The organism is Micromonospora sp. NPDC005254, assembly GCF_042872525.1.
Lineage (GTDB): Bacteria > Actinomycetota > Actinomycetes > Mycobacteriales > Micromonosporaceae > Micromonospora.
Map to the genome: position 1 here is coordinate 732,391 of NZ_JBIAKM010000001.1, position 23,532 is coordinate 755,922.

22 protein-coding genes and 2 pseudogenes are annotated in these 23,532 nt (G+C 70.6%); 11 read left to right on the forward strand and 13 right to left on the reverse strand.

Annotation, left to right across the window (positions count from 1 at the left end; genetic code table 11):
- Positions 1-44: 44 nt before the first annotated feature.
- The 6 genes from ACFYPR_RS03535 to ACFYPR_RS03560 form a co-directional block, all read right to left on the reverse strand.
- Positions 45-1,112, reverse strand: coding sequence for a succinate dehydrogenase/fumarate reductase iron-sulfur subunit (locus tag ACFYPR_RS03535; protein ID WP_354857062.1), 1,068 nt, complete (start codon positions 1,110-1,112; stop codon positions 45-47).
- Positions 1,109-3,037, reverse strand: a complete 1,929-nt coding sequence (locus ACFYPR_RS03540; protein ID WP_354857059.1) for a fumarate reductase/succinate dehydrogenase flavoprotein subunit — start codon at positions 3,035-3,037, stop codon at positions 1,109-1,111. The genes ACFYPR_RS03535 and ACFYPR_RS03540 overlap by 4 nt, the downstream gene beginning before the upstream one ends.
- Positions 3,038-3,049: 12 nt before the next feature.
- Complete coding sequence (locus ACFYPR_RS03545; protein WP_354857056.1) at positions 3,050-3,856, reverse strand: hypothetical protein; 807 nt, start codon at positions 3,854-3,856, stop codon at positions 3,050-3,052.
- 246 nt (positions 3,857-4,102) lie between these two features.
- Positions 4,103-5,509, reverse strand: a complete 1,407-nt coding sequence (locus tag ACFYPR_RS03550) for a metallopeptidase TldD-related protein (protein WP_354857054.1) — start codon at positions 5,507-5,509, stop codon at positions 4,103-4,105.
- 40 nt (positions 5,510-5,549) lie between these two features.
- Positions 5,550-6,986, reverse strand: coding sequence for a TldD/PmbA family protein (locus ACFYPR_RS03555; protein WP_387258472.1), 1,437 nt, complete (start codon positions 6,984-6,986; stop codon positions 5,550-5,552).
- 32 nt (positions 6,987-7,018) lie between these two features.
- The gene (locus ACFYPR_RS03560; protein ID WP_354857050.1) at positions 7,019-7,567 is read right to left on the reverse strand and encodes a Uma2 family endonuclease; all 549 of its coding nucleotides are present in this window, start codon (positions 7,565-7,567) and stop codon (positions 7,019-7,021) included.
- A gap of 279 nt (positions 7,568-7,846) precedes the next feature.
- Here ACFYPR_RS03560 and ACFYPR_RS03565 point away from each other — a divergent pair, with 279 nt between their 5' ends.
- The 5 genes from ACFYPR_RS03565 to ACFYPR_RS03585 all read left to right on the forward strand — a co-directional run bounded on the left by ACFYPR_RS03565 (position 7,847) and on the right by ACFYPR_RS03585 (position 13,799).
- Positions 7,847-8,902 carry an ABC transporter ATP-binding protein gene (locus tag ACFYPR_RS03565; RefSeq protein WP_387258692.1) on the forward strand — a complete coding sequence of 352 codons (1,056 nt, stop codon included), beginning with the start codon at positions 7,847-7,849 and terminating at the stop codon, positions 8,900-8,902.
- On the forward strand, positions 8,899-9,909 hold the full coding sequence (locus ACFYPR_RS03570; RefSeq protein ID WP_387258474.1) for an ABC transporter ATP-binding protein: 1,011 nt from the start codon (positions 8,899-8,901) through the stop codon (positions 9,907-9,909). The genes ACFYPR_RS03565 and ACFYPR_RS03570 overlap by 4 nt, the downstream gene beginning before the upstream one ends.
- Entirely contained in the window at positions 9,906-10,913 is a 1,008-nt protein-coding gene (locus ACFYPR_RS03575) for an ABC transporter permease (RefSeq protein ID WP_354857045.1), read from the forward strand. The genes ACFYPR_RS03570 and ACFYPR_RS03575 overlap by 4 nt, the downstream gene beginning before the upstream one ends.
- A 10-nt stretch (positions 10,914-10,923) precedes the next feature.
- A complete protein-coding gene (locus ACFYPR_RS03580; protein WP_354857043.1) occupies positions 10,924-11,910 on the forward strand; it encodes an ABC transporter permease in 987 nt (328 codons plus the stop codon).
- A gap of 146 nt (positions 11,911-12,056) precedes the next feature.
- Positions 12,057-13,799 (forward strand): ABC transporter substrate-binding protein, encoded by a 1,743-nt coding sequence (locus ACFYPR_RS03585; protein ID WP_387258476.1) that lies wholly within the window; start codon positions 12,057-12,059, stop codon positions 13,797-13,799.
- A gap of 154 nt (positions 13,800-13,953) precedes the next feature.
- Here the strand turns inward: ACFYPR_RS03585 and ACFYPR_RS03590 are convergent, their stop codons facing one another.
- Both ACFYPR_RS03590 and ACFYPR_RS03595 read right to left on the reverse strand, forming a co-directional pair.
- The gene (locus ACFYPR_RS03590; RefSeq protein ID WP_354857040.1) at positions 13,954-14,421 is read right to left on the reverse strand and encodes a nuclear transport factor 2 family protein; all 468 of its coding nucleotides are present in this window, start codon (positions 14,419-14,421) and stop codon (positions 13,954-13,956) included.
- Between the two features lie 79 nt (positions 14,422-14,500).
- Positions 14,501-15,244 (reverse strand): helix-turn-helix domain-containing protein, encoded by a 744-nt coding sequence (locus ACFYPR_RS03595; protein WP_387184431.1) that lies wholly within the window; start codon positions 15,242-15,244, stop codon positions 14,501-14,503.
- Positions 15,245-15,393: 149 nt separating this feature from the next.
- Between ACFYPR_RS03595 and ACFYPR_RS03600 the strand changes: the two genes are divergently transcribed.
- From ACFYPR_RS03600 to ACFYPR_RS03610, 3 genes are read left to right on the forward strand one after another with little or no spacing between them, the layout of a single operon-like run.
- Positions 15,394-15,561: a hypothetical protein gene (locus tag ACFYPR_RS03600; protein WP_387258477.1), complete on the forward strand. Its 168-nt coding sequence runs from the start codon at positions 15,394-15,396 to the stop codon at positions 15,559-15,561.
- Entirely contained in the window at positions 15,551-15,943 is a 393-nt protein-coding gene (locus ACFYPR_RS03605) for a helix-turn-helix domain-containing protein (RefSeq protein WP_387258479.1), read from the forward strand. Before ACFYPR_RS03600 ends, ACFYPR_RS03605 begins: the two co-directional genes overlap by 11 nt.
- Positions 15,895-16,617, forward strand: a complete 723-nt coding sequence (locus tag ACFYPR_RS03610) for a hypothetical protein (RefSeq protein ID WP_355063736.1) — start codon at positions 15,895-15,897, stop codon at positions 16,615-16,617. The genes ACFYPR_RS03605 and ACFYPR_RS03610 overlap by 49 nt, the downstream gene beginning before the upstream one ends.
- A gap of 202 nt (positions 16,618-16,819) precedes the next feature.
- On the opposite strand, the pseudogene ACFYPR_RS03615 reads toward ACFYPR_RS03610, so the two are convergent.
- The 5 genes and pseudogenes from ACFYPR_RS03615 to ACFYPR_RS03635 form a co-directional block, all read right to left on the reverse strand.
- Positions 16,820-17,298: pseudogene (locus ACFYPR_RS03615) on the reverse strand (response regulator transcription factor).
- Positions 17,289-17,966: a sensor histidine kinase gene (locus ACFYPR_RS03620; protein WP_387258694.1), complete on the reverse strand. Its 678-nt coding sequence runs from the start codon at positions 17,964-17,966 to the stop codon at positions 17,289-17,291. Before ACFYPR_RS03620 ends, ACFYPR_RS03615 begins: the two are co-directional and overlap by 10 nt.
- Positions 17,943-18,245, reverse strand: a pseudogene (locus ACFYPR_RS03625) (sensor domain-containing protein); the annotation flags it as partial. The pseudogene ACFYPR_RS03625 and the gene ACFYPR_RS03620, both read right to left, overlap by 24 nt.
- Before the next feature lie 55 nt (positions 18,246-18,300).
- On the reverse strand, positions 18,301-19,221 hold the full coding sequence (locus ACFYPR_RS03630) for an alpha/beta hydrolase (RefSeq protein ID WP_355138156.1): 921 nt from the start codon (positions 19,219-19,221) through the stop codon (positions 18,301-18,303).
- Between the two features lie 125 nt (positions 19,222-19,346).
- Positions 19,347-21,491 (reverse strand): prolyl oligopeptidase family serine peptidase, encoded by a 2,145-nt coding sequence (locus ACFYPR_RS03635; protein WP_387184436.1) that lies wholly within the window; start codon positions 21,489-21,491, stop codon positions 19,347-19,349.
- Positions 21,492-21,578: 87 nt separating this feature from the next.
- Between ACFYPR_RS03635 and mshB the strand changes: the two genes are divergently transcribed.
- From mshB to ACFYPR_RS03650, 3 genes are all read left to right on the forward strand, one after another.
- Positions 21,579-22,505 carry an N-acetyl-1-D-myo-inositol-2-amino-2-deoxy-alpha-D-glucopyranoside deacetylase gene (mshB, locus tag ACFYPR_RS03640; protein ID WP_354857026.1) on the forward strand — a complete coding sequence of 309 codons (927 nt, stop codon included), beginning with the start codon at positions 21,579-21,581 and terminating at the stop codon, positions 22,503-22,505.
- Positions 22,506-22,522: 17 nt separating this feature from the next.
- The gene (locus ACFYPR_RS03645; RefSeq protein ID WP_354857025.1) at positions 22,523-22,960 is read left to right on the forward strand and encodes a hypothetical protein; all 438 of its coding nucleotides are present in this window, start codon (positions 22,523-22,525) and stop codon (positions 22,958-22,960) included.
- A gap of 79 nt (positions 22,961-23,039) precedes the next feature.
- Complete coding sequence (locus ACFYPR_RS03650) at positions 23,040-23,504, forward strand: hypothetical protein (protein WP_355063730.1); 465 nt, start codon at positions 23,040-23,042, stop codon at positions 23,502-23,504.
- Positions 23,505-23,532 lie beyond the last annotated feature (28 nt).

Genomic DNA, 23,532 nt, shown 5'->3' on the forward strand with positions numbered 1-23,532 from the left:
GGGGGCCCCGGCTATTGCCGGGGCCCCCGTCCGGGTGGTCGTGCTCAGTGCTTGTCGTCCTGGTCGGGGTGCGCGAAGTTGAGGTGCTCCGGAGGCATCGGGAAGGTCACGTCGTCGCCGAACGGCGACGGCGCGGCGGCCCGGTCGAAGGTGAGCTCGGTCAGCGGCAGCCGGCCCCGGTCGTCGACCGCCGGCGCGGTGGGGTGGGGCACCTCCCGGTGCCAGTTGACGCCGCTCTGCGCCTGCGCCTCAGCCTGCGGGTCGTGCGAGCCACCCGCGTGCGAGTGCCCCCCGCCCCGGCTCGTTCCCGGCAGGCTCGCCGAGCCCGGACGGGCGGTGGTCACGCTGGTCTGGGGCGTCTCGCCCCGACGGAAGATCTTGCTACCAAGCCACACAAGGGGATCGTACCTGCGGTCGACGACGCGTTCCTTCATGGGGATGATCCCGTTGTCGGTGATCTTGATGTGCTCGGGGCAGACCTCGGTGCAGCACTTGGTGATGTTGCAGAAACCGAGGCCCTGTTCGGCCTGCGCGTACTCCCTGCGGTCGGTCCGGGCGTCCAGCGGGTGCATGTCCAGCTCGGCCGCCCGGATGAAGTACCGCGGGCCGGAGAACGCCTGCTTGTTCTCCTCGTGGTCGCGGATCACGTGGCAGACGTTCTGGCACAGGAAGCACTCGATGCACTTGCGGAACTCCTGCGAGCGCTCGACGTCGACCTGCTGCATCCGGTAGTCGCCCGGGGCGACGTCCGCCGGAGGGGCGAACGCCGGGGTCTCCCGCGCCTTCTCGTAGTTGAACGAGACGTCGGTGACCAGGTCCCGGATGACGGGGAAGGTCCGCAGCGGCGTGACGGTGACGGTCTCCTCGTCGCCGAAGGTCGACATCCGGGTCATGCAGCCCAGTCGCGGCTTGCCGTTGATCTCCATCGAGCAGGAGCCGCACTTGCCGGCCTTGCAGTTCCACCGGCAGGCCAGGTCGGGCGCGTCGGTGGCCTGCAGGCGGTGGATGACGTCGAGGACGACCTCGCCCTCGTTCACCTCGACCATGTAATCCTGCAGGTCGCCGCCGGTCTCGTCGCCCCGCCAGATCCGGAACTGACGCTTCGCGCTCATCGGTTGTCCGCCTCTCCAGCGTCGGCGACGGAAGCGTCGAAGTCGGCGAGCTCCTCGTCGGTGAGGTACTTGGCCAGCTCGGCCCGGTCGAAGAGGCTGATCAGCTCCGGCCGCATCGTCGGCAGCGGCTTACGGGTCAGCCGTACGCTGTCGCCGTCCAGCGAGCAGACCAGGTTGACCTGCCGCCACTTCGGCTCCATCGCCGGATAGTCCTCCCGGGTGTGCCCGCCGCGCGACTCCTGCCGCTCCAGCGCCGCCTTCGCGGTGCACTCCGAGACCACCAGCATGTTGCGCAGGTCCAGGGCCAGGTGCCAGCCCGGGTTGTAGCGCCGGCCGCCGGCGGCGCTCACCTTGGCGACCCGCTCGCGCAGCTCGGCCAGCCGCACCAGCGCGTCGGCCAGCTCGCCTTCGCGCCGGATGATGCCGACGAGATCCCCCATGACCGCCTGGAGGTCCTGCTGGAGGGTGTACGGGCTCTCGCCGGTGTCCCGTTGCAGCGGCGCCAGGGCGGTCTCCACCGCCGCCTCGACCGCGTCCACGGCCACCTTCGGCCGGGCGGCCAGCCCGTCGGCGTAGCTGGCCGCGTGCCCGCCCGCCCGCTTGCCGAAGACCAGCAGGTCGGACAGGGAGTTGCCGCCCAGCCGGTTGGAGCCGTGCATACCGCCGGAGACCTCACCGGCGGCGAACAGCCCGCGTACGTGGCCGAAGGCGGCGCCCGAGTCCGGGTCCACCTCCACGCCACCCATCACGTAGTGGCAGGTCGGCCCGACCTCCATCGGCTCGGCCGTGATGTCGACGTCGGCCAGCTCCTTGAACTGGTGGTACATCGAGGGCAGCCGGCGGCGGATCTCGTCGGCCGAGCGCCGGCTCGCGATGTCCAGGAAGACACCGCCCGCGGGGGAGCCCCGCCCGGCCTTGACCTCACTGTTGATCGCGCGGGCCACCTCGTCGCGGGGCAGCAGCTCCGGCGGACGCCGGTTGTTGTCCGGGTCGGTGTACCAGCGGTCCGCCTCCTCCTCGGTCTCCGCGTACTGCTTGCGGAAGACGTCGGGGACGTAGTCGAACATGAACCGCTTGCCCTCGGAGTTCTTCAGCACGCCGCCGTCGCCGCGGACCGACTCGGTGACCAGGATGCCCTTCACCGAGGGCGGCCAGACCATGCCGGTCGGGTGGAACTGGAGGAACTCCATGTTGATCAGCGTCGCCCCGGCGCGCAGCGCCAGGGCGTGCCCGTCCCCGGTGTACTCCCAGGAGTTCGACGTGACCTTGTAGGAGCGCCCGACACCCCCGGTGGCCAGCACCACGGCCGGCGCCTCGAAGAGGATGAACTCGCCGGACTCGCGGTAGTAGCCGAAGGCGCCCGCCACCCGGTCGCCGTCGAGCAGCAGCTCGGTGATGGTCGTCTCGGAGAACACCCTGATCCGGGCGTCGTACGAGCCGAACTCGCGCTTGTCCTCCTGCTGGAGCGAGACGATCTTCTGCTGGAGGGTGCGGATCAGCTCCAGGCCGGTCCGGTCGCCCACGTGCGCCAGTCGGGGGTATTCGTGTCCGCCGAAGTTGCGCTGGGAGATCTTGCCGTCCTTGGTGCGGTCGAAGAGCGCGCCGTACGTCTCCAGCTCCCAGATCCGCTGCGGCGACTCCTTCGCGTGCAGCTCGGCCATCCGGAAGTTGTTGAGGAACTTGCCGCCGCGCATGGTGTCGCGGAAGTGCACCTGCCAGCTGTCCCGGCTGTTCACGTTGCCCATCGCGGCGGCGGCGCCGCCCTCGGCCATCACCGTGTGCGCCTTGCCGAACAGCGACTTGGAGATGATCGCGGTCTTCTTGCCGGCGAGCCGGGCCTCGATGGCGGCGCGCAGGCCGGCGCCGCCGGCCCCGATGACGACGACGTCGTAGTGGTGTCGTTCGATGCGAGTGGTAGTGGTCATGTCAGGGGCCCTTTAGTTGATGAACCGCAGGTCGTTGAACCAGCCGGCCGCGAGCGCCATCACGTAGAAGTCGGTAAGCGCGAGGGTGCCGAGGGTGATCCAGGCGAGCTGCATGTGCCGGACGTTCAACGCCGAGACGAAGGTCCAGGCCCGGTAGCGCACCGGGTGCTTGGAGAAGTGCTTGAGCCGCCCGCCGATGATGTGCCGGCAGGAGTGGCAGGAGATGGTGTACGCCCAGAGCATCACCACGTTGAGCAGCAGGACGAGGTTGCCCAGGCCGAAGCCGAAACCCTTCGGCGAGTGGAAGGCGAGGATCGCGTCCCACGTGTTGATCAGCGAGATGATCGCGGCGGCGTAGAAGAAGTAGCGGTGCAGGTTCTGGCCGAGCAGCGGGAAACGGGTCTCCCCGGCGTACTCCTTGTGGCCGTCGGGAACGGCGCAGGCCGGCGGCGACAGCCAGAACGACCGGTAGTACGCCTTGCGGTAGTAGTAGCAGGTGAGCCGGAACAGCAGCAGGAACGGCAGGGTCAGCGCCGCGTCCGGGATGATCCACCAGCCGGGCAGGAACCGGCCGAAGTGTGAGGCCTCCTCGACGCACCGGTCCGTCACGCACGGGGAGTAGAACGGGGTCAGGTAGTGGAACTGGTCCACCCAGTACCACTTGTGCATGAAGACCCGGACCGTCGCGTACGCGACCCAGGCGCTGAGCCCGATCACGGTGATCAGCGGGGCGAACCACCAGCGGTCGGTACGCAACGTCTTCGCCGCGATGGCGGCGCGCGCCCGCGCTCCCCGCGGCCTCGTTGCCGTTGAAGTCATTCGAGTCGTCTCCTCGACGGGCCCGTACGGGCGGGCTGGTCTCTCTCCGGTCGGCACGCGGACCGGCGAACCCGCACCCGCTGCCACGTCATGCGCACACCAACGACCACGCCGGATCGACCGACGCAGCTAAGTGACACACGTTACGCCGATCTCTGCGAGCCGTCCGCGCAAGGGAGTGTCCCGTGTGTCTGGCCTGCGGAAAAGCCCTCAGCGCGCGGGTTTGCGGCGCGTCGTCGAGAAACGTCAGCCGGAGGCGCCGCCGGTGAAGTGCCAGGACGCGAGCCGCACCGACGGCGCCGCCCACCAGGCACCGTCCACCCGGTCCGGTTGACGCACCGCCCGCGAGCCCAGCCCGAGCACCGCGCCCGGCCCGAGCGCCCGAGGGTACGACTCGGTGAACCGCAGGTCGCGGACCGCCCGGACGACCGTGCCGTCCTCGATCAGCCAGACCCCGTTGCGGGTCAACCCGGTGACGACGAGGCTCTTCGGGTCGAGCACCCGCGTGTACCACAGATCGGAGACCAGCAGCCCGCGCCGCACCCCGGCGACCAGCGCGGCGGTGTCCGTGTCCACCACCGCGCCGGCCGCCGTGCCCGTGGTGCTCCGGCCCACCGCGCTGGCCGGGCCCACCGCCGCGGGAGAGAGCCGCAGGTTGCGGGCCATCGGGCCCCAGGTGGCGCCGCCCGCGATCGCGTGCCCGGTGGACTCCGCGCCCGCCTCGGCGGCCGTCCGGCGGTCGTGCGCGACCGCCCGCGTGGTGCCCGCCTCGACCAGGGTCACCGCCCGCCGGCCGGTGCCCTCGGCGTCGAACGGCAGACCCGATGCGCCCAGCGGGTCATCCACCAGGGTCACCTGTCGGTCGAACTGGGCCGCGCCCGGCTCGGCGAAGGACTGCCGCTCCGCGTACCGCTTGCCGTTGAAGCCGAACCAGGAGAGGTTCTGCAGCAGGTCCGCCACGGCGGCCGGCTCGAACACCACCTCGTAGCGCCCCGGCGGCAGCTCGACCGGGTCGGCCGCCGCCTGCGCCTTCGCGGCGGCGTGCGCGCCCAGCTCCGCACCGTCGAGGTCGGACAGCCGGTCGACGCAGCGTCGGGCCACCCCGTCCGCGCCGTCGCGCCGGGCGATGCCGTCCATCGCCGCCTCCGCCGAGCGACCGTACGCGGTGTGCCCGGCCGAGTTGGCGAACGCCGACGAGCGGTGCGCGGTGCGGCAGTATCCGGCCGTGATGAGGCTCCCGGCGGCGGCCACGAACGCGCCGACCCGGTCGGCCCGCTGGTCCGGCTCGGCGTGGGCGGTGGCCTCGTCGACGGGCGGGGCGTCCGGTGTGGGCGTCGGCGGGGCCAGCCCCGGCCAACCCGGGTCGGGCGGGCAGAGCCGCGCCGCCGCCAGGGTGCGCTCGACCAGCGCGCCCAACCCGTCGGTGGTGACCACGCTGCCGCTGCCAGCGGCGGTCCGTCCGTCGACGTGCACCCGCAGCCGGACGCCGACGGTGGACTCGGCGACGTTCTGATGGATGGCCGAGTTGGCGAACCGGGTCAGCGCCAGGTCCGCCCGGGTCACCACCGCCTCGGCCTGCGCGGCCGGCCCGCCGAGACGCCGAACCAGCTCGATGACCTGCCCGGCCAGCTCCAACTCCGTCGAACCACTCACGGCAGCTCCTTCAGTCGCGACTGCGCGGCTCGCACGGCCTTCACGCCGACACCCCCACGCGGACGTTGCGGAAGCGGGCCGGCGCGGCCGGATGGCCGGTGTGCCCGATCTGGCCCGGCTGGCCCTTCCCGCAGTTGGGCGTCCCCCAGGGCACCGTCTCGCCGGAGAGCATGTCCATCGAGCGCCAGAAGAGCGGGCCGATCCCGGTGTACGTGGGATTGCGCAGCATCCGCCCCCGGCGACCCTTCTTGATCTCCCAGCCGACCTCGCAGCCGAACTGGAAGTTGAGCCGCTTGTCGTCGATCGACCAGGACCGGTTGAGGTCCATTAGCACGCCGTCGTCGGTGGCCGCGATGATCTCCTCCAGGGTGTGCGGGCCGGGTTCCAGGCCGACGTTGGTCATCCGCACCATCGGCAGCCGGGCCCATCCGTCGGCGCGGACGCTGCCGCCGTAGTCGAGGCCCGCCATGGCCGCCGAGTCCCGGCCGGCGAGCACTCCCACCCAGCGACCGTCGCGCACCGCGTCCCGCTTGACCGCCGGTGAGCCCTCGTCGTCGAAGCCGAAGCTGCCCAGCGCGCCGGGGATCGTCGGGTCGATCGTGATGTTCATCAGCTCGGAGCCGTAGCGCAGCGAGCCGAGCTGGGCCAGGTCCAGCCAGGACGTGCCGGCGAACGCGGCCTCCCAGCCGAGGATCCGGTCCAGTTCGATGGCGTGCCCGACCGACTCGTGGATCTGCAGGGCCAACTGCTCGCCGCCGAGGATCAGATCCGTCTCGCCGGCCGGGCAGGGCGGCGCGGTCAGCAGCGCCCGGGACTCCTCGGCGATCTGCGCGGCGTGTGCGGCCAGGTCGAGCGACTCGACCAGTTCCCAGCCGGTGGTGCCGTACTGCCCGCGGTAGCTGGGCCAGGAGCGCCGCTGTGTCTCGCCGTCACCGATCGAGGTGGCCGAGATGCCGCCGCCGCACTCGCGGATCCGCTGGTCGATCCGGTGGCCCTCGCTGGAGACGAACCACTTCGCGGTGTCCCAGATCTGGTACAGCCCCTCGGCCAGGTCCGCGCCGTGCTCGGCCATCGTGCGGGTCGCGCCGACCAGCAGGTCGCCCTTGTCCGACAGGGGCACCCCGAGCGGGTCGATCCGGCAGTCCGAGGCCCAGCTCGCCGCGACCGCCTCGACCGCGACCAGGTCGACCGGCGGGCCGGGCACCCGCGCGCTCGCCATCGCGGTCCGGGTCGCGCGCCGGCCAGCGTCGCGGGCGGCGGCGTCGGACAGATCGGGTACGGCGTGAAAGCCCCAACTCGCGCCGACCAGCGCCCGGACGCCCAGCCCGATGCTCTCGTCCTGGGTCAGCTCCTCCACGTCGCCGTTGCGCGCGGTCATCGACTCGTAGCGGCGGTGCATCACCCGCGCGTCTGCGTACCGCGCTCCCGCGTCGAGGGCGGCCTGGACGGCGGCGGTGGCCGCGTCGAACTCGGTCATGGACCGACCCTAGGCCAGCCGACCGACACCCGTCAGGGGACGAGATCCTCTGGCCGGATAGTGGCCCGCACTGGCTCGGTCAGTTCCAGAACCTCGCCGCGCTTCGTCGTTGCCCTCTCCACGTAGTGGCCACCCTGCCGCTGGTAAAGGCGCATGGCACCCGTCCCCTGCTCCACCAGCAGATACCACTCAATGCCCGCTGCGGCGTAGTAATGCATCTTGAGGACCTTGTCGGTGGAGGCGTTGCTCGGCGAGATGATCTCGCAGACCAGTCGCACATCAGCTGACTCGATGTTGGGCTCGTCGAGATCGACTGCGTTGGTGACGACGAGATCAGGAATCGGTATTCGACCTGGTCGGAGCCGGACGTTCACCGCCTCCAACAGCTCAAGGTCGGCTGCCTCCGCGGCTGCTTCCAGGATATTGCCGAGCTTGCGGGAGATTCGTTGATGCCGTGGGGTGGGTCCTGGGGTCACGTGGAGGCTCCAGTCGAAGAGTTCGACGCGATCCTGCGTCTCGCCGAGGGCGAGGAACTCCTCTTCGGTCCACGGACCTTCGTGATCGAACACCGCCGCGGTCATGGGTCACCTCCACCTCGTGCCACGGACATCCTCTGCTGGCTGCTCGCCCAATGATCGCACTTGACGTGCGATCAGAGCCATGAACGGGCGTGGATGGCGAGGTGACAGGGGATGCGGGGCCGATGCGGACTCGTTACGCTCGGGCCCGCTGACACGTGCCGACTTTGTAGCTTATTTTCACCCTCGGGACTTTGTTGTAAGTTCTCTTCGTCACTGAGGGAGGTGGCCGTGGACAGCTCGGAACCGTCGCCGTCCGGGGACCCGGACGACCGTCCCGCCGTGCCGGCACAGCGCTCCGACCAGGACGCCTACCTGCGGGTGAGTGACCTGCGGGTCCGGTTCGACACCTCCGACGGCGTGGTGCGCGCGGTTGACGGGGTGTCGTTCGCCGTCGAGCGGGGCCGCACTCTCGGCATCGTCGGCGAGTCCGGCTCCGGCAAGAGCGTCACGTCGCTGGCCATCCTCGGCCTGCACGACCCCAAGCGGGCCACCATCACCGGCGAGATCTCCGTCGGCGGCCGGCAGCTGGTCGGCCTGCCCGACGAGGAGGTACGCCGGCTGCGCGGCCGGGACATGGCGATGATCTTCCAGGATCCGCTGTCCGCGCTGCACCCGTACTACAGCGTCGGTCGGCAGATCGCCGAGGCGTACCGGGTGCACCACCCGAAGGCCAACCGGCGCGAGTCCCGCCAGCGCGCGGTGGACATGCTGGACCGGGTCGGCATCCCGCAGCCGGCCCGCCGCTTCGACCAGTACCCGCACGAGTTCTCCGGCGGGATGCGCCAACGGGCGATGATCGCGATGTCCCTGGTCAACGACCCCGCGCTGCTGATCGCCGACGAGCCGACCACCGCGCTGGACGTCACCGTGCAGGCGCAGATCCTGGACCTGCTCGCCGACCTCCAGGCCGAGTTCCACTCCGCGATCATCCTGATCACCCACGACCTCGGCGTCGTCGGCCAGGTCGCCGACGAGGTGCTGGTGATGTACGGCGGGCGGGCCGTCGAGCACGGCAGCGTCGAGCAGGTGCTCCGCTCGCCGCAGCATCCGTACACCTGGGGGTTGCTCTCCAGCGTGCCGTCGCTGCACGGCGACGCGGACGCGGACCTGGTGCCGATTCCCGGCAACCCGCCCAGCCTGATCAACCTGCCGACCGGCTGCGCCTTCCACCCACGCTGCCGTTACGACGACCGCGTCGGCGACCGGTCCCGCACCAAGGTGCCCGAGCTGCGCCCGGCCGGGGCCGACGGTCACCTGGTGGCCTGCCACCTGAGCGCCGAGGAACGCGCAGCGATCTACGCCGAGAACGTGGCATCCGTGGGGGTGGCCCGATGACCGACGAACCACTGCTGCGCGTGCGCGGACTGACCAAGCACTTCCCGGTCCGCCAGGGGTTGCGCGGCACCGGCCTGGTGCGGGCGGTCGACGGTCTCGACTTCGACGTACGCCCCGGCGAGACGCTCGGCCTGGTGGGGGAGTCCGGCTGCGGCAAGACGACCACCGGCCGGATGCTGGTGCGGCTGCTGGAGCCGACGGCCGGCACCATCGAGTTCGACGGGCGGGACATCACCCACGCCGGCCGCCGGGAGCTGCGCCCGCTGCGACAGGAACTTCAGATCATCTTCCAGGACCCGTACGCGTCGCTGAACCCCCGGCACACGGTGGGTCGGATCGTGGCGATGCCGTTGCAGGTCAACGGGATCAAGCCGCCGGGCGGGATCAAGGCGCGGGTGCAGGAGCTGCTGGAGCTGGTCGGGCTGAACCCGGAGCACTACAACCGGTATCCGCACGAGTTCTCCGGCGGCCAGCGCCAGCGCATCGGTATCGCCCGCGCGCTGGCCCTGCGGCCCAAGCTGATCGTCGCCGACGAGCCGGTGTCCGCGCTGGACGTCTCGATCCAGGCGCAGGTGGTCAATTTGCTGCGCGACCTGCAACGGGAGCTGGGCCTGGCGTTCGTGTTCATCGCGCACGACCTGGCCGTGGTCCGGCACTTCTGCCAGCGGGTAGCGGTCATGTACCTGGGGCGGATCGTGGAGATCGGCGACCGGACGGACATCTACGAGCGCCCGCAGCATCCGTACACCCGGGCTCTGCTCTCGGCCATCCCGGACGTCACGCAGCTCGGCCCGGCGGGCCGGATCCGGCTGACCGGCGACGTGCCCACCCCGCTCGACCCGCCGTCGGGCTGCCGGTTCCGCACCCGGTGCTGGAAGGCGCAGGACATCTGCGCCACCGAGGAGCCGGCGCTGGTGCCGCGCGACGGCGGTCGGCAGGCCACCGCGTGTCACTTCCCCGAAGGGGCGGGGTCGATCACCCAGGTCGTCGAGGAGGTGTCGTCGTGAGCCTGTCTCCGGTGGAGGGTGTGGCGCTCGCCGAGATCGAGTCCAGCGCGGACGCGGGCGGGCCCGAGACCAAGGGCGTCGTCGGGCGTTCGCCCGGGCAGCTCGCCTGGCTGCGGCTGCGTCGTGACCGGACGGCCGTGGTCAGTGGCGTACTCCTGGTGTTCTTCCTGCTCTTGGGGCTCTCCGCCCCGCTGATCGAGATGGTCTACGGGATCGGGCCGCGCGAGCAGTTCCAGAACCTGCTGGACGGCTTCGGCATGCCGCTGGGTTACGTCGGCGGTGTCACCGGGGACCACTGGTTCGGGCTGGAGCCAGGATTGGGCCGGGACATCTTCATCCGGTTGATCTACGGGCTGCGGACGTCGTTGTTCATCGCGTTCGCCGCCGCGCTGATCACCGCCACCATCGGCATCGTGCTCGGCGCGCTGGCGGGTTACCTCGGCGGCTGGCTTGACGCGGTGATCAACTGGATCACCGACCTGACGCTCGCGATGCCGTTCCTGATCATCGCGCTGGCGCTCACCCCCACCATCACGCTGCGCTTCTACGGCGAGCGGGGGCAGGTGTCGTCCGCCTTCGGGGTGGGCGTGCTGATCGCCGTGTTCGCCATCTTCGGTTGGACCAGCACGGCCCGCCTGGTCCGCGGGCAGGTGATCGCGCTGCGCGAACGAGAGTTCGTGGAGGCCGCCAAGGCCAGCGGCGCCGGGCTGGGGCACATCATCTTCCGGCAACTGCTGCCGAACATCTGGGCGCCGATCCTGGTGTCGTTCTCCCTCGCCGTGCCGCAGTTCATCACCAGCGAGGCCGCGCTGTCGTTCATCGGCGTCGGCCTCAGCGACGAGACGCCGAGCTTCGGCCGGATGATCTACCGCAGTCTGGACTTCCTCCAGACCGACCCGGCGTACGTGTTCTTCCCGGGCATCACGATCTTCGCGCTGGTGTTCGCCTTCAACCTCTTCGGCGACGCGTTGCGGGACGCGCTCGACCCGAAGTCGTCCCGGTAGGGGTGGACTCATGTCACGGTTTCTGATCAAGCGGCTGTTCTCCGCGACGCTGACCCTGTTCGCGGTGAGCGTGCTGACCTTCCTGATGTTCTTCGCCCTGCCGCGCGACCCGGTGACCGGCATGTGCCCGAAGAACTGCAACCCGGAGCGGCTGGAGCGGGTCCGTGACGACCTGGGCCTCAACGACCCGCTGATCAGCCAGTACGCCGGTTACATGAAGGGCATCGTCACCGGTCGTGATCTGGGCAGCGCCCAGGGCGGCCGGTGTGACGCGCCCTGCCTGGGCTGGTCGTACGTCTCCAACGAGGCGGTCTCGGACACCATCGCCCGGGTGCTGCCGGTGACGCTGAGCATCGTGATCCCCGCGGCGATCCTCTGGCTGCTGCTCGGGGTGGGGCTGGGCATGATCTCGGCGCTGCGCCGGGGCACCTGGCTGGACCGCCTGGCCATCGGCTTCTCCCTGACCGGCGCGTCGTTGCAGCTCTACTTCGTGGGCGCGGTGCTGCTGCTGGTGTTCGTCTACAACCTGCGGCTGCTGCCGGTGCCCAGCTACACGTCCCTGTTCGACAATCCGGCGAAGTGGGCCAGTGGGCTGGTGCTCGCCTGGGTCGCGCTGGCCTTCCTCTTCTCGGCCATCTACGCCCGGCTGTCGCGGGCGCAGATGCTGGAGACGCTGTCGGAGGACTTCGTCCGGACCGCGCGGGCCAAGGGCCTGGCCAAACCGACGGTGTACGGGCGGCACGCGCTGCGCGCGGCGATCACCCCGGTGGTGACCATCGCCGGTCTGGACGTGGGCGGGGCGCTGGGCGGCACGGTGATCACCGAGACGACGTTCGGCATCCAGGGGCTGGGGCGTACGGCCGTGGACGCGGTGCGCTCGGGTGACCTGCCCACCATCATGGCCACCGTGCTGATCGCGGCCGTCTTCGTGGTGCTGGCGAACGTCCTGGTGGACCTGCTCTACGCGGCCATCGACCCCCGGGTCCGGCTGCGCTGACCCGAGGGGTGGTCACTGCGCGGCTGGTGGCGAAATTTATCGACAACTGTTACACAACTCGTAGGTTTTCTTCCTTACGATCCTCGGGACGTCGGCGGTTCTCGCCCCGGCGAAACCGCACGGCACATGGGTGAAGGGGGTACTTCATGAGACCACGCGTGGTGGCTGCCGCAGGCGGCGCGATCGCTCTGGTGGTGGCATTGGGTGCGTGCTCGAAGAACACGGGCGAGGGCACCACCGTGGACACCGAACGGCAGCAGTCCGGGGTCATCGCGACCGACCCGAAGGACTCGCAGGGCCCGGCGGCCGAGGTGAGCGGCGCCGCGAAGGGCGGCACGTTCACCATCATCCGGGAGTCGCCGATCTCCCACCTGGACCCGCAGCGGACGTACTCGTTCGCCGGCCTGATGACCAACCCGCTCTTCGCGCGCTACCTGACCACCTGGAAGGACGACGGCAAGGGCGGCCTCGTCCTCGTCGGTGACCTGGCCGAGACGCCGGGCAAGAACGTCAACAACGACTGCAAGGTCTGGGAATTCACCATCAAGGACGGGGTGAAGTTCGAGGACGGCCGGCCGATCACCTCCAAGGAGATCGCGTACGGCATCGCCCGCTCCTTCGACCCGGACCTCTCCGGCGGCCCCACCTACATTCAGGAGTGGCTGGCCGACACCCCGCAGTTCGACACCAAGTGGGACTTCAAGAAGAACAAGACGTCGCTGCCGCCCGGCCTCACCACGCCGGACGCAAAGACGCTGCGCTTCGAGTTCGCCAAACCCCGCTGTGACCTGCCGTTCGCGGTTTCGCTGCCGACCACCGCTCCGCTGCCCGCGGACAAGGACACCGGCGTCGACCTGGACAAGCAGCCGTTCTCGTCCGGCCCGTACAAGGTCGCCAAGAACCAGGTCGGCGTGCAGATCACCCTGGACCGCAACCCCAACTGGGACCCGAAGACCGACCCGGTCCGCCACCAGTACCCGGACCGGTTCGTGTGGACCTTCGGCCCGACCGCGGACGCCGCCAACAACCGGGTGATCGCCGACAACGGCGCCGACCAGAGCGCGCTCGCCTTCAACACCGTGCCCGCCTCGCTGGTCGCCAAGGTGGCCGGGGACGCCGCGCTCAAGTCGCGCACCATCCTCTCGCCCACGCCGAGCGCCAACCAGCTCGTCATCAACAACCAGCGGGTCACCGACCTGAAGGTCCGTCAGGCGCTCAACTACGCCATCGACCGCGAGGGCCTCATCAAGGCGATGGGCGGGCAGACCGTCGCCGCGCCGATGACCACGCTGATGCCGTCGGCCACCATCGGCTACAAGGCGTACGACGCGTACCCGGCGGGCGCCAACGGCAACGTCGACAAGGCCAAGGAACTGCTCGGCGGCAAGACGCCGGAGCTGGTCCTCGGCGTCGCCGACAACTCGACCGAGCAGCAGCAGGGCGCCCAGCTCAAGGCCAACCTGGAGCGCGCCGGCTTCAAAATCACGCTGCGGAACATCTCGGACGACGCCAAGCTCGACGAGGTCAAGAAGAAGGACAACCCCTGGGACCTGTACATCGGTAATTGGGCGGCGGACTGGCCGAGCGGGGCGTCGATCCTGCCGGTGCTCTACGACGGCCGCACCATCAAGGCCGAGGGCAACAGCAACCAGTCCTACTTCAACGACCCGGCGATCAACGCCGAGATGGACCGCATCCAGGCGATGCCCGCCGCCGACCAGGGCCCGGAGTGGGCCAAGCTCGACGAGCGGATCATGAAGGAGCACGCGCCCGTGGTGCCGCTCTTCGTCGACGTGGCCTACAACGTGCACGGGTCCAAGGCCGGCGGGGTCTTCATCTCCAGCGTCTTCGGCTACCCGGCGTTCGTGAACGCGTACGTCAAGCCGTAGGTCGTATCGCAGGCAGGCAGGGTCCCCTCCCGACAGCGTCGTCGGGTGGGGGCCCTCGCCGTTTCCGCCGGTCGGCTCACTGATCCGATCCGGCCGCGCCCGATCGCGATTGGTAGGTGCGGGGCAGATCAGTGCGCGTGATGTCGTATGAGCATCAGGGCCGGGTGGCGCCGTCAACGGTGGTGCTTCCCTGCGGGCGAAGTGCGACTAGCAGGCTGTCGAGTTGACCCCAGGCCCGCGCGCTGGCGATGTGGTCGATGTAGTCCCGCGACTCGATGATGAGCCCGTCGCGGATGCGCATGACAAACACGCATGGCACGGTGAACGCCTCGCCTGTCTCCTCGACTCGCCCCTGATAGGCGAACTCGGCGACGATCACCTCCGGGTCGGCGGTGTCATGAATCGTGATGTCGACCGGATTGCGGTTCAGCGTCCGGCCGGCCGGTGGCGGCGCGGTGAAGTGCTCGTGCAGTTCGCCGCGGCTGCGTAGCGGCGGCGGGTCGAGTGGGTGGAACGGGTGCGTGACGTGGGTCTGCTCGGCATACAAGTCGGCCAAGTCCTCGTACGGACCGTCGCAGACGCCGTTCACCAGTCGTAGGAAAGTTTCGCGGGGGTTGCTCATGCGGGGCTTCCTTTGAATCGGCGGTCTCACTGTCGGCACACCGAGGGCCGTACCGGACGGCCGATTCCCATCGGCGGGCCTACTCGGGCGACGTGTTGTACTGGTCGAGCGTTGCCTTCGACGTGGAAGCATCCCGGAAAGTCAGCTCCCATGGCCCGGTGTTGACGTCCATGTCCTTGCCGAACCCGACCCATTTGCCGGCCATCCGTCGGCCGGTGGGCTCCACCAGGAGCTGGATTGCGCCGTGGTACCGGGCTCCCCGGTAGTAGCCGGCGGGATCGGTCTGCTCCACCCAGGTGCCGGTGACCACCGCACCGTCGATGGTGAGATCCATTGACAGCGACGATGCTGCTGAGCCGGGCAGGCTGCGCACGGTCAGTCGGTCGCCGTGCTGGAGCACGACCACGAAGTGCTGCCCGGCGAATGATTCTCCCCGGCCGCTGGAATGGAACTGGTAGCGGCTGAGCCAGACACCCTCGTACGACGGGCGGACTGCGAGTGGCTTGGGTGTTGGCGTGGCCAGTTTGGACATGGGCGAGGCCAGATCGTGGCCACCGTGTTGGTCATCGACTGCATGGCCGTCGGGTATCGCAGCGAAGCCGAGCAGCGAGACCGGTAGACCGGTGACGACCTCCAGGGCGCGGGCATAGACGGGCCGTGGTGCGGCGATCGCGCCGGACTCCCAGCGCTGGACGAGTCTCTTGTTGGCGTCGTTCGGCTCGCCGACGCGGCGGCCGGCGGCCTGAAGCGCGCGGGCGAAGTCGTCTTGGCTCATGCGCATCCCGGTGCGGACCGCGCGTAGGGCGGTGTTCGGGGCATTCATGTTCGCCACAATACCGCTGTGTCGTCTGAATGTCGCCGTCAATGTGACCGGTATGCCGCATCCTGTGCCGTCGCGTCCGACGACAGTTAGGCGTCACTGTGGATGGCACGCGACGGCTGGGCCTGCCGGTGCGCCCAGCAGCAGAGGTGATGATGCCCAGTTCTGACGACGAGCCGGTCAGCCGGGGCGAGCAGATCGACGCCGCCGAGCGGGAAGACGCCAAACGCCGGTTGCTCGCGCGGGCCGAGGCTGAGCGGATACCGGTGCAGGAGACGACTCGGGCGGTGCCGGATCGGCGGTGGCGCGGTGAGCCGTGACCCGCTGCCGATCGGCCGACGCGTCGCCTACCTGCGGGTGCGGCGCAGGTTGTCGCAGCAGTCGTTCGCGGATCGATTGGGAAAGTCGAAGAGCTGGGTGGACAAGGTCGAGCGCGGGGTCCGCTCCCTGGAGCGACTGTCGACCATCCGGGAGATCGCGGGAGTGCTGAGGGTCGATCCCGCAGCGCTGCTTGGTCGTGATGTTCAGCCTGCCGAGGTTGCCGAGCGCAGCGAAGGCGTCGCGCGGATTCGGGCCGCGCTGTCCGCGTACCCAATGGCTTTTGGTCGTCAGGCGGACCGCGCGGTGATGCCGCCCGATCGGTTGGCTCGGAGGTGCGGCACGCGTGGACGACCTACCAGCACGCCCGGTACCCACGTCTGATCGAGCTGCTGCCCACGGTGGTGACCGAGGTTCACCGCGCCCACGGTCAGCACCCGGACGCCGGGCGGGCAGCGGTGGTGGAGGTGTACCGGGTGGCGGCGGCGTTGCTGGTCAAGCTGGGGGAGGGGAGCCTCGCCTGGTTGGCCGTTGACCGGGCGATGTCCGCCGCCGCCGGTGATCGGGTGTTGCTGGCCTGCGCGGCGGTGCAGCTCGGCCAGGTGTTGCGGGGGTCGGCGCGGGTAGGGCCGGTGATGCTGGCCGCCGCTTCCCAGATCGCCGCTGGCACGCCGGAAGAACTGTCGCTGCGTGGATCGCTGCTCGTGCAGGCCGCCCTGATCGCGGCCAGGGCGGGTGACGACCGGATGGCCGGACGCCTGCTGGACGAGGCTGCCGAGCTGGGCGACCAGGTGGGCGACGGGCACGACCATTACCGGACGGCGTTCGGGCCGGCGGCCGTCGAGGTGGCGCGGGTCGCCGCCGCCGTGAAGTTGGGCGACGGGCCGGAGGCGGTCGCCCGGCACGAGAAGACGATCGGTAGGAACGGGTGGCGGTGGCTGCCGGTCGAGCACCGCGCCGCGCACCTGATCGACGCGGCGCGCGCCTACCTCCAGACGGACGACCCAGCCGCCCCAGCCACGATTACCCAGCTCGCCATCAACCTCGGAGTGCTGTGAGCATGACGGCCAATACCGTCCCGGCTGTGGCGGCCAGAGCAGCGGCATGGCACACGTGTCAGCCGTCGGCGGTGACCGTCGGTCACCTCCGTCGGGTCGGGTGCCCTATTGAGCGGTATACCTCAGAGTCATATTCATACCTCTGAGGTATACCGCTCAACAGCACATCGGCAGGCCGGGCCAGCCAGAGTGCGGGAAGGGCTCAGCGCCCCGCGTTCAGATAGCGCAGCACGGCGAGCACTCGCCGGTGGTCGGTCCGCGCCTGGGGTAGGTCCAGCTTGGTGAAGATGGCTGTCACATGCTTCTCCACGCTGCGCGGGGCGAGATGGAGCGACTCGCAGATGGCAGCGTTGGAACGGCCCTCGGCCAACATCCCCAGGACCTCTCGTTCCCGCTCGCTGAGGCGGGCGACGCCCGCGTCCACCGCCACTGTGAGAAGACCAGCACGCCGACGTCCGGGTGGGCCGTACGGATCGCCAATGCCGCCCGCAACCCCTCGTCGGTGAAGGTCGGTGGCATCCGCACGTCGACCACCGCCGTGTCCGGCCGGTGCTCCCTGACCGCCGCCCGCAGGTCGTCGCCGTTGTCCACCGTCGACACGACGGTGATTCCGTGATCGGTCAGCAGCAACCTGATCCCGTCGCGCAGTAACGGGTTGTCCTCGGCGATCACTACTCGCATGGCAACTCCACGGTGATGGTCGTCGGCCCACCCGACGGACTGTCTACCCACAGCGCGCCGTCGAGCGACTCGGCCCGCCGGATCAGCCCGGCCAGACCCGTACCCTCGCCCCCGGGCCTCGCCCCACCGCCCCCGTCGTCGGTGACAGTCACGCGCAGCATGCCACCCAGCGTGCGAAGGTCCAGCCGGATCCGGCTGGCCGCAGCGTGCTTCGCCACGTTGGTGAGCAGTTCGGCGGCGCTGAAGTAGAGCGCCGACTCCGTCTCGGGCGGTGGCCGCTGGGGCAGGTCCACGTGCACGACGACGGGCACCGCGCTGCGCGCGGCCAGGGTCTCGATCGCGGTGCTGAGGCCAGCGTCCAGCGCGGGTGGGTGAATGCCCCGCACGATGTCCCGCAGCTCGGAAAGCGCCTCCACCACCGCGCCCTGGGCTTGCGCCACCATCGTCCGCAGCTCCGGCTCGCCGGCTCGCCGCTCGATGCGCGACAGCGCCACGCCCAGCGCGACCAGCCGGGCCTGCGTACCGTCGTGCAGGTCCCGCTCCACCCGCCGCAGCAGCGCTGCGGCGTCCGCCCGCAGCGCGGCCCGGCTGGCCTCCAGCGCCGCTATCCGGGCTCGCTCCGGGCCCGGCTCCAGCAGCGCCCCCACCAACCGCCGGTCCAGCCACACGATGAGCCGGAAGTACCACGGAAACACCAGCAGCGCGGCCAACCCCTGCGCGGCCAGACCCCAGGGACCGCCCCAGGGCGGATCTTGCGGAAACCGGTGCATCCACACGGGATAGGTGATGCCCAGCAGCCCGCCGGCGATGAGGACTCCGCCGAGGTAGGCGGCCGCGGCCATCAGGGGCAGCCGGGCGAAGCAGTAGGCGAGGGCCTTCCAAGCGCTGGCGTCCGTCAGCACCGCGCCGGCCCAGCGCACCGGACCCGGCCCGCGGCGGCGTAGGCCCCAGCCCCAAGGGCCTGCGGCGCACGCCGGTCGATGACGACGCCGCCGCTCCCGTTCAGGAACGACCGATGGATCGGTCGAGAAAGTCGCGGATCATCGGCGCAGCGACGTCGAGCTTGTCTTCCAGCAGGAAGTGGCCGGTGTCGAGCAGGTGGAACTCGGCCGACGGCAGGTCGCGCCGATAGGGGTGGGCACCCTCGGGTGGGAAGATCGAGTCGTTCTGGCCCCAGATGATCAGCGTCGGTGGCTGATGGTCGCGGAAGAAGGCTTGGAATTCCGGATACAGCGTGACGTTGCTGCCGTAGTCGTAGAACAGATCCAGTTGGATGTCCGCGTTGCCGGGGCGGGCGAGCTGGGTGGCGTCGTGGGTCCACTGGTCGGGGTCGAGTCGGCTGAGGTCGTGCACCCCCTGCGTGTACTGCAACTTGACCGTGTCGGGGTCGAGGATGAAGGCGATGGCCTGGCGGCGCTCGTCGGTCTTCTCCGCCCAGTAGGCCTTGATCGGATCCCAGAAATCGCTCAGGCCCTCCTCGTACGCGTTGCCGTTCTGCACGATGAGCGCGCCGACCCGCTCGGGCCCCTTGAGGGCCAGCCGGAACCCGGTCGGCGCCCCGTAGTCGAAGCAGTAGAGCGCGTAGCGATCCACGCCGAGCTGGCCGAGGAGGCCGTCCATCAGATCCGCGAAGTTGGCGAAGGTGTAGTCGAACGTCGACCGGTCCGGGCTGGCGCTGTGGCCAAAACCCGGGAAGTCCGGCGCGATCACCCGGTACCGGTCCGCGAGCAGCGGGATCAGGTGGCGGAACTGCGAGGACGACGTGGGAAATCCGTGCAGCAGCAGGACCGCCGGGCCGTCGGCCGGTCCGGCCTCGCGATAGAAGATGTCGATCCCGTTCACCGTCGCCGTACGAAAGTGCGTGACCGGCAACTCGCCTTCCTGAACGGCGGCGGTCGACGGTTTCTGCGCAATCCCCACCATGGTGGAGTCCTTTCGGCATAAGGAAAGCGGTGCCGCCCCGGGGAATCGCCCGGTCGGCTCATGCTTCGGCCAGCATGGCATGCGGCAGGGGACCCCACCTGCCGAAATCACTTACCGAATGCCGCTCAGCGCAGGTGGGTGCGGAGGAAGTCGAGTTCCAGGGGGAGCAGCCGCTCGGCGGTGCCGTTCGCGGCCATGTGGGTGGCGCCGGTCAGCGGCAGCACGGCGTGCGGGCGGCCGGTGCTCAGCAGGGCCGCGGAGAGCCGGAGCGTGTGCGCGGCCACCACGTTGTCGTCGGCCAGGCCGTGCACCAGCAGCAACGGGCGGGCCTGGTCCGGGCCGGTGACCGGCTCCGCGGCCAACTCGATCAGCGAGTGGTGCGCGTACACGTCCATGCCGTCCTCCGGCAGGCCGAGATAACGCTCGGTGTACGCGGTGTCGTACAGCGCCCAGTCGGTCACCGGGGCGCCCGCGATGCCGCACTTGAACAGCTCCGGGTGGCGCAACACCGCCAACCCGGCCAGCCACCCGCCGAATGACCAACCGCGCACCCCCACCCGACCCAGGTCCAGGTCCGGGTGCTTGCCGGCGAGCGCGGTCAGCGCGTCGATCTGGTCGGCCAGGATCACGTCGGCGACCCGCCGATGGATCGCCTTCTCGAACGATGGCGCCACGCCCGGCGTACCCCGGTTGTCGATGGTGACCACCGCGAACCCGGCGTCGGCCCACCACTGCCGCTCCAGCCACGCGGCCCGGGCCGCCACCACCTCCTGGTGTCCCGGACCGCCGTAGATGTCCAGCAGCACCGGCAGCCGCCGGCCCGTCACATGGTTGTCGGGGTAGAGCACCGCCGCCGGCAGCCGCCGGTCGGTCACCCGCTCCAGCAGGGGCAGCGGAGAGTACGGCGGGTTGGCGGCCAGTGACCGCAGCTCGGCCAGCTCCTGCCCGCCGCGCGACACCGTCCACCGCACCCCGGCGTGGTCCAGCGAGGCGCTTCCCACCACCAGGACGTCCCCGCCGACGGCCGCCGTGTGCCAGCCCGAGTCGGTGGTGAGCCGCCGGGCGTCCACCCCGCCCCCGATGGTCGTACGGACCCGGAACAGGTGCCGTTCGCTCGGCTCCCCGTCACTCGCCTCGACCAGCAGGTCGGCGGGACCGCTGACGGCCGGCAGTCGACCCACCACCCGTCGCACGTACAGCGACGGGGGAGTGAGCAGGGTGCCGTCGGCGAACAGGCAGCGGGCGTCGTACCCGTCGTGGGCCAGCTCGCCGCCGACCAGCACCCGGCCGTCCGGCAGGTGTGCCGGCGTGCCGGCGACCGGCTCCACCCAGCGCGGATCGGCCAGCTCGGCGTGCACCTGCGTCTCACCGGTGCGCGGGTCCACCGCGAGCACCAGCCCGTGCTGCTGCGAGCGGCGCAGCACGGTGATCAGCGGGCTGGCCTCGCCCCAGCTCACCCCGGTCAGGTACGGGTAGGTCTCCCGGTCCCAGTGCACGTCGACCCAGCCGTCGTCCAGGTCCAGCAGGTGCAGGCTGACCTCGGCGTTCGGGCCGCCGGCCCGGGGGTACGCGACGGCCGTCGGCGGGCTGGCCGGCTCGGCCGGGTCGTGCAGGTGCCAGCGGTCCAGCCGGGACTCGTCCACCCGGGCGGCGAGCACCATCCGCCCGTCCGGGGCCCACCAGTAGCCCCGGTACCGGCCGAACTCCTCGGCCGCGATGTGCTCGGCCAGACCCCAGCTCACCCCGGCGTCCTCGCCAGCCAGCAGGGTGTCCGTGCCATCCGCCTCGATGACGCGCAGCTCACCCCGGCGCACTCCACCGGCGGCGTCGGTCACGTACGCCAGGCGTTCCCCGGTCGGATCCGGTCGAGGATCCAGCACCGGACCGACGGCGGCCACCTCCACCACGTCACCGTGCACCAGATCGGCCCGGAACAGCCGACCGGCCAGCGCGAACACCGCCACCCGGCCGGCGGCGTCCAGCGCGTACGAGCCGATGCCGGCGGCAGTGAGGCGCAGCCGTTCACGCAGCGCCCGCTCGCCCGGGGAGAGCGCCCGCACGTCACCCTCGGTGCCCAGCAGGGTCGCCGGATCGGCCACCAGGCGTTCCTCGCCGGTCGCCACGTCCAGCAGCCAGAGCGCGTCCGCCGGATCTTCCGGGCCCGCTGAGCGCAGGAAGATCACCCGGGAGCCGTCTTCGGCCACGGAGACAGCGCGCGGCGCGCCGTGGCTGAACCGGCGGGTACGGGCGGCCAGCTCCGGAAAGTCCACAGGCCAAATCGTAGAGCCGCGTCGGGCGTGATGTGGCCGACCTGGGCGGACGCGTCGACGACCCCCGAGGGAGGACCGCCGGTTAGAGTGACCGTCGTGACGACGTTGCCCGACCGCCGCCTGCTGCTGGTCCACGCGCACCCCGACGACGAGTCGATCGGCACCGGCTCGACCATGGCCCACTACGCCGCCGCCGGCGCACACGTCACGCTGGTGACCTGCACCCTCGGCGAGGAGGGCGAGATCCACGTACCGGCGCTCGCGCAGCTCGCCGCCGCCGAGGCCGACCAGCTCGGCGGGTACCGGATCGCCGAGCTGGCCGCCGCCTGCGCCGCGCTCGGCGTCAGCGACCACCGTTTCCTCGGCGGCGCCGGCCGCTACCGCGACTCGGGAATGATGGGCCTCGCGACGAACGACCACCCCCGCGCCTTCTGGCAGGCCGACCTCGACGAGGCCGCCGGGCACCTGGTGGAGATCATGCGGGAGGTACGCCCCCAGGTGCTGATCACGTACGACCCGAACGGCTTCTACGGCCACCCCGACCACATCCAGGCGCACCGGGTGGCGATGCGCGCCGTCGAATTGGCCGCGGCCGAGGGCTGCGCCCCGGCGAAGGTCTACTGGACGGCCATGCCGCTCAGTGTGCTGGAGGCCGGCATGGCGCACTTCGCCGAATCCTCGGACAATCCGTTCGCCGGCATCCAGGATCTGGCCGAGCTGCCCTTCGGCACCCCGGACGACCAGATCGCCGCCCGGATCGACGGCACCGACCAGCACGCGGCCAAGGAGGCGGCGATGCGGGCGCACGCCACCCAGATCCCGGCCACCTCCTGGCTCTACTCGATCGCCGGCAACTTCGGGGGCGAGTTCATGGGCGTGGAGTTCTTCACCCTCGCGGTCGGCGCGAAGGGGCCGGGCGTCGGCCCGTACGGCTGGGAGGACGACCTCTTCGCCGGGCTGCCCGGAGAGGCCCCCGCGGACCGGTCCCCGGTCGCGGCGGCCGGTCTCCGGTGACGCTCCCCGCCGCGCCGATGTCGGTCGTGAACGACCAGGACACCCCGCCCGAGGCGGGGCCACCGCCGCGACTGCTGGACCTGGGTCTGCGGCTGACCGGCGCGGTCGTCGTGATGGTGGCGGGGGTCGTGACCGGTGTGCTGGAGCTGCTGCTCGCCACCCTCCGGGTCGGCGGCCAGCTCATCGGGGTCTCGGCGCTGCTCGCCGTCGGCGCCAACATCGTGCTGAGCTGGTTCGCGCACGAGGTGGTCGGCCGTCGCTGGGCGGTGGCGCTGCCGGCGGTGCCGTGGTTCGCCCTGATGGCGGTGGCCGCCATCCGCACCACCGAGGGCGACCTGCTGCTGGCCGGCGACAACTGGGTCGGCCTGGCGATGATTGTGGCCGGCGCGATGACGTTCGCCGTGATGGGTTTCCGGCAGATCCTCGCCCCGCCGCCCACTCTCGGCCGCTGGTGACGCCACACAGGTACGAGTGGTAGATATTCCTGCCAGGGATGCGGCCCCGCAAACGGGGCGTACGGCAGGAGGTCGTGCGATGGACAGACGGTGGCGGGCCATCGGGGTGCTCGCGGGAGGACTGTTCGCGGTCAACGTGGTCGCCCGGCTGATCACCCGGTTCGCTTTCGACGGTGACGACGCGGCGGCCGACCGGGTGTCGCTGGCGATGTTCGTGGTGATCGGGTTGACGCTGGCCGTGGTCGCCTTCCGCTGGGGACGCGTGCGGCCGCTGGCCGTGTGGGCGGGCGACGTGGCGGTCGTGGTGCTGGTGGCCATGGCCCTGACCGTGCTGGTCGGGCCACTGCTGGTGGGCCACAACCCGTTCGCCGGCGGCGCGGGCACGTTCTTCGCCCAGATCTGGCTCTACCTGCTCGCCACCGGCCTCGGGACCATGATCGGTTACCTGGTGGCGACCGCCCTCGGTCTCGACCACCGCTCGCAGCAGCTCAAGCGGTACGCCGAGGTCAAGGCGGCCAAGCCCCGCCGCGTGGTCCGCCGCTGAACGGACCGCGCCGCGGGCCTGGCGCGGG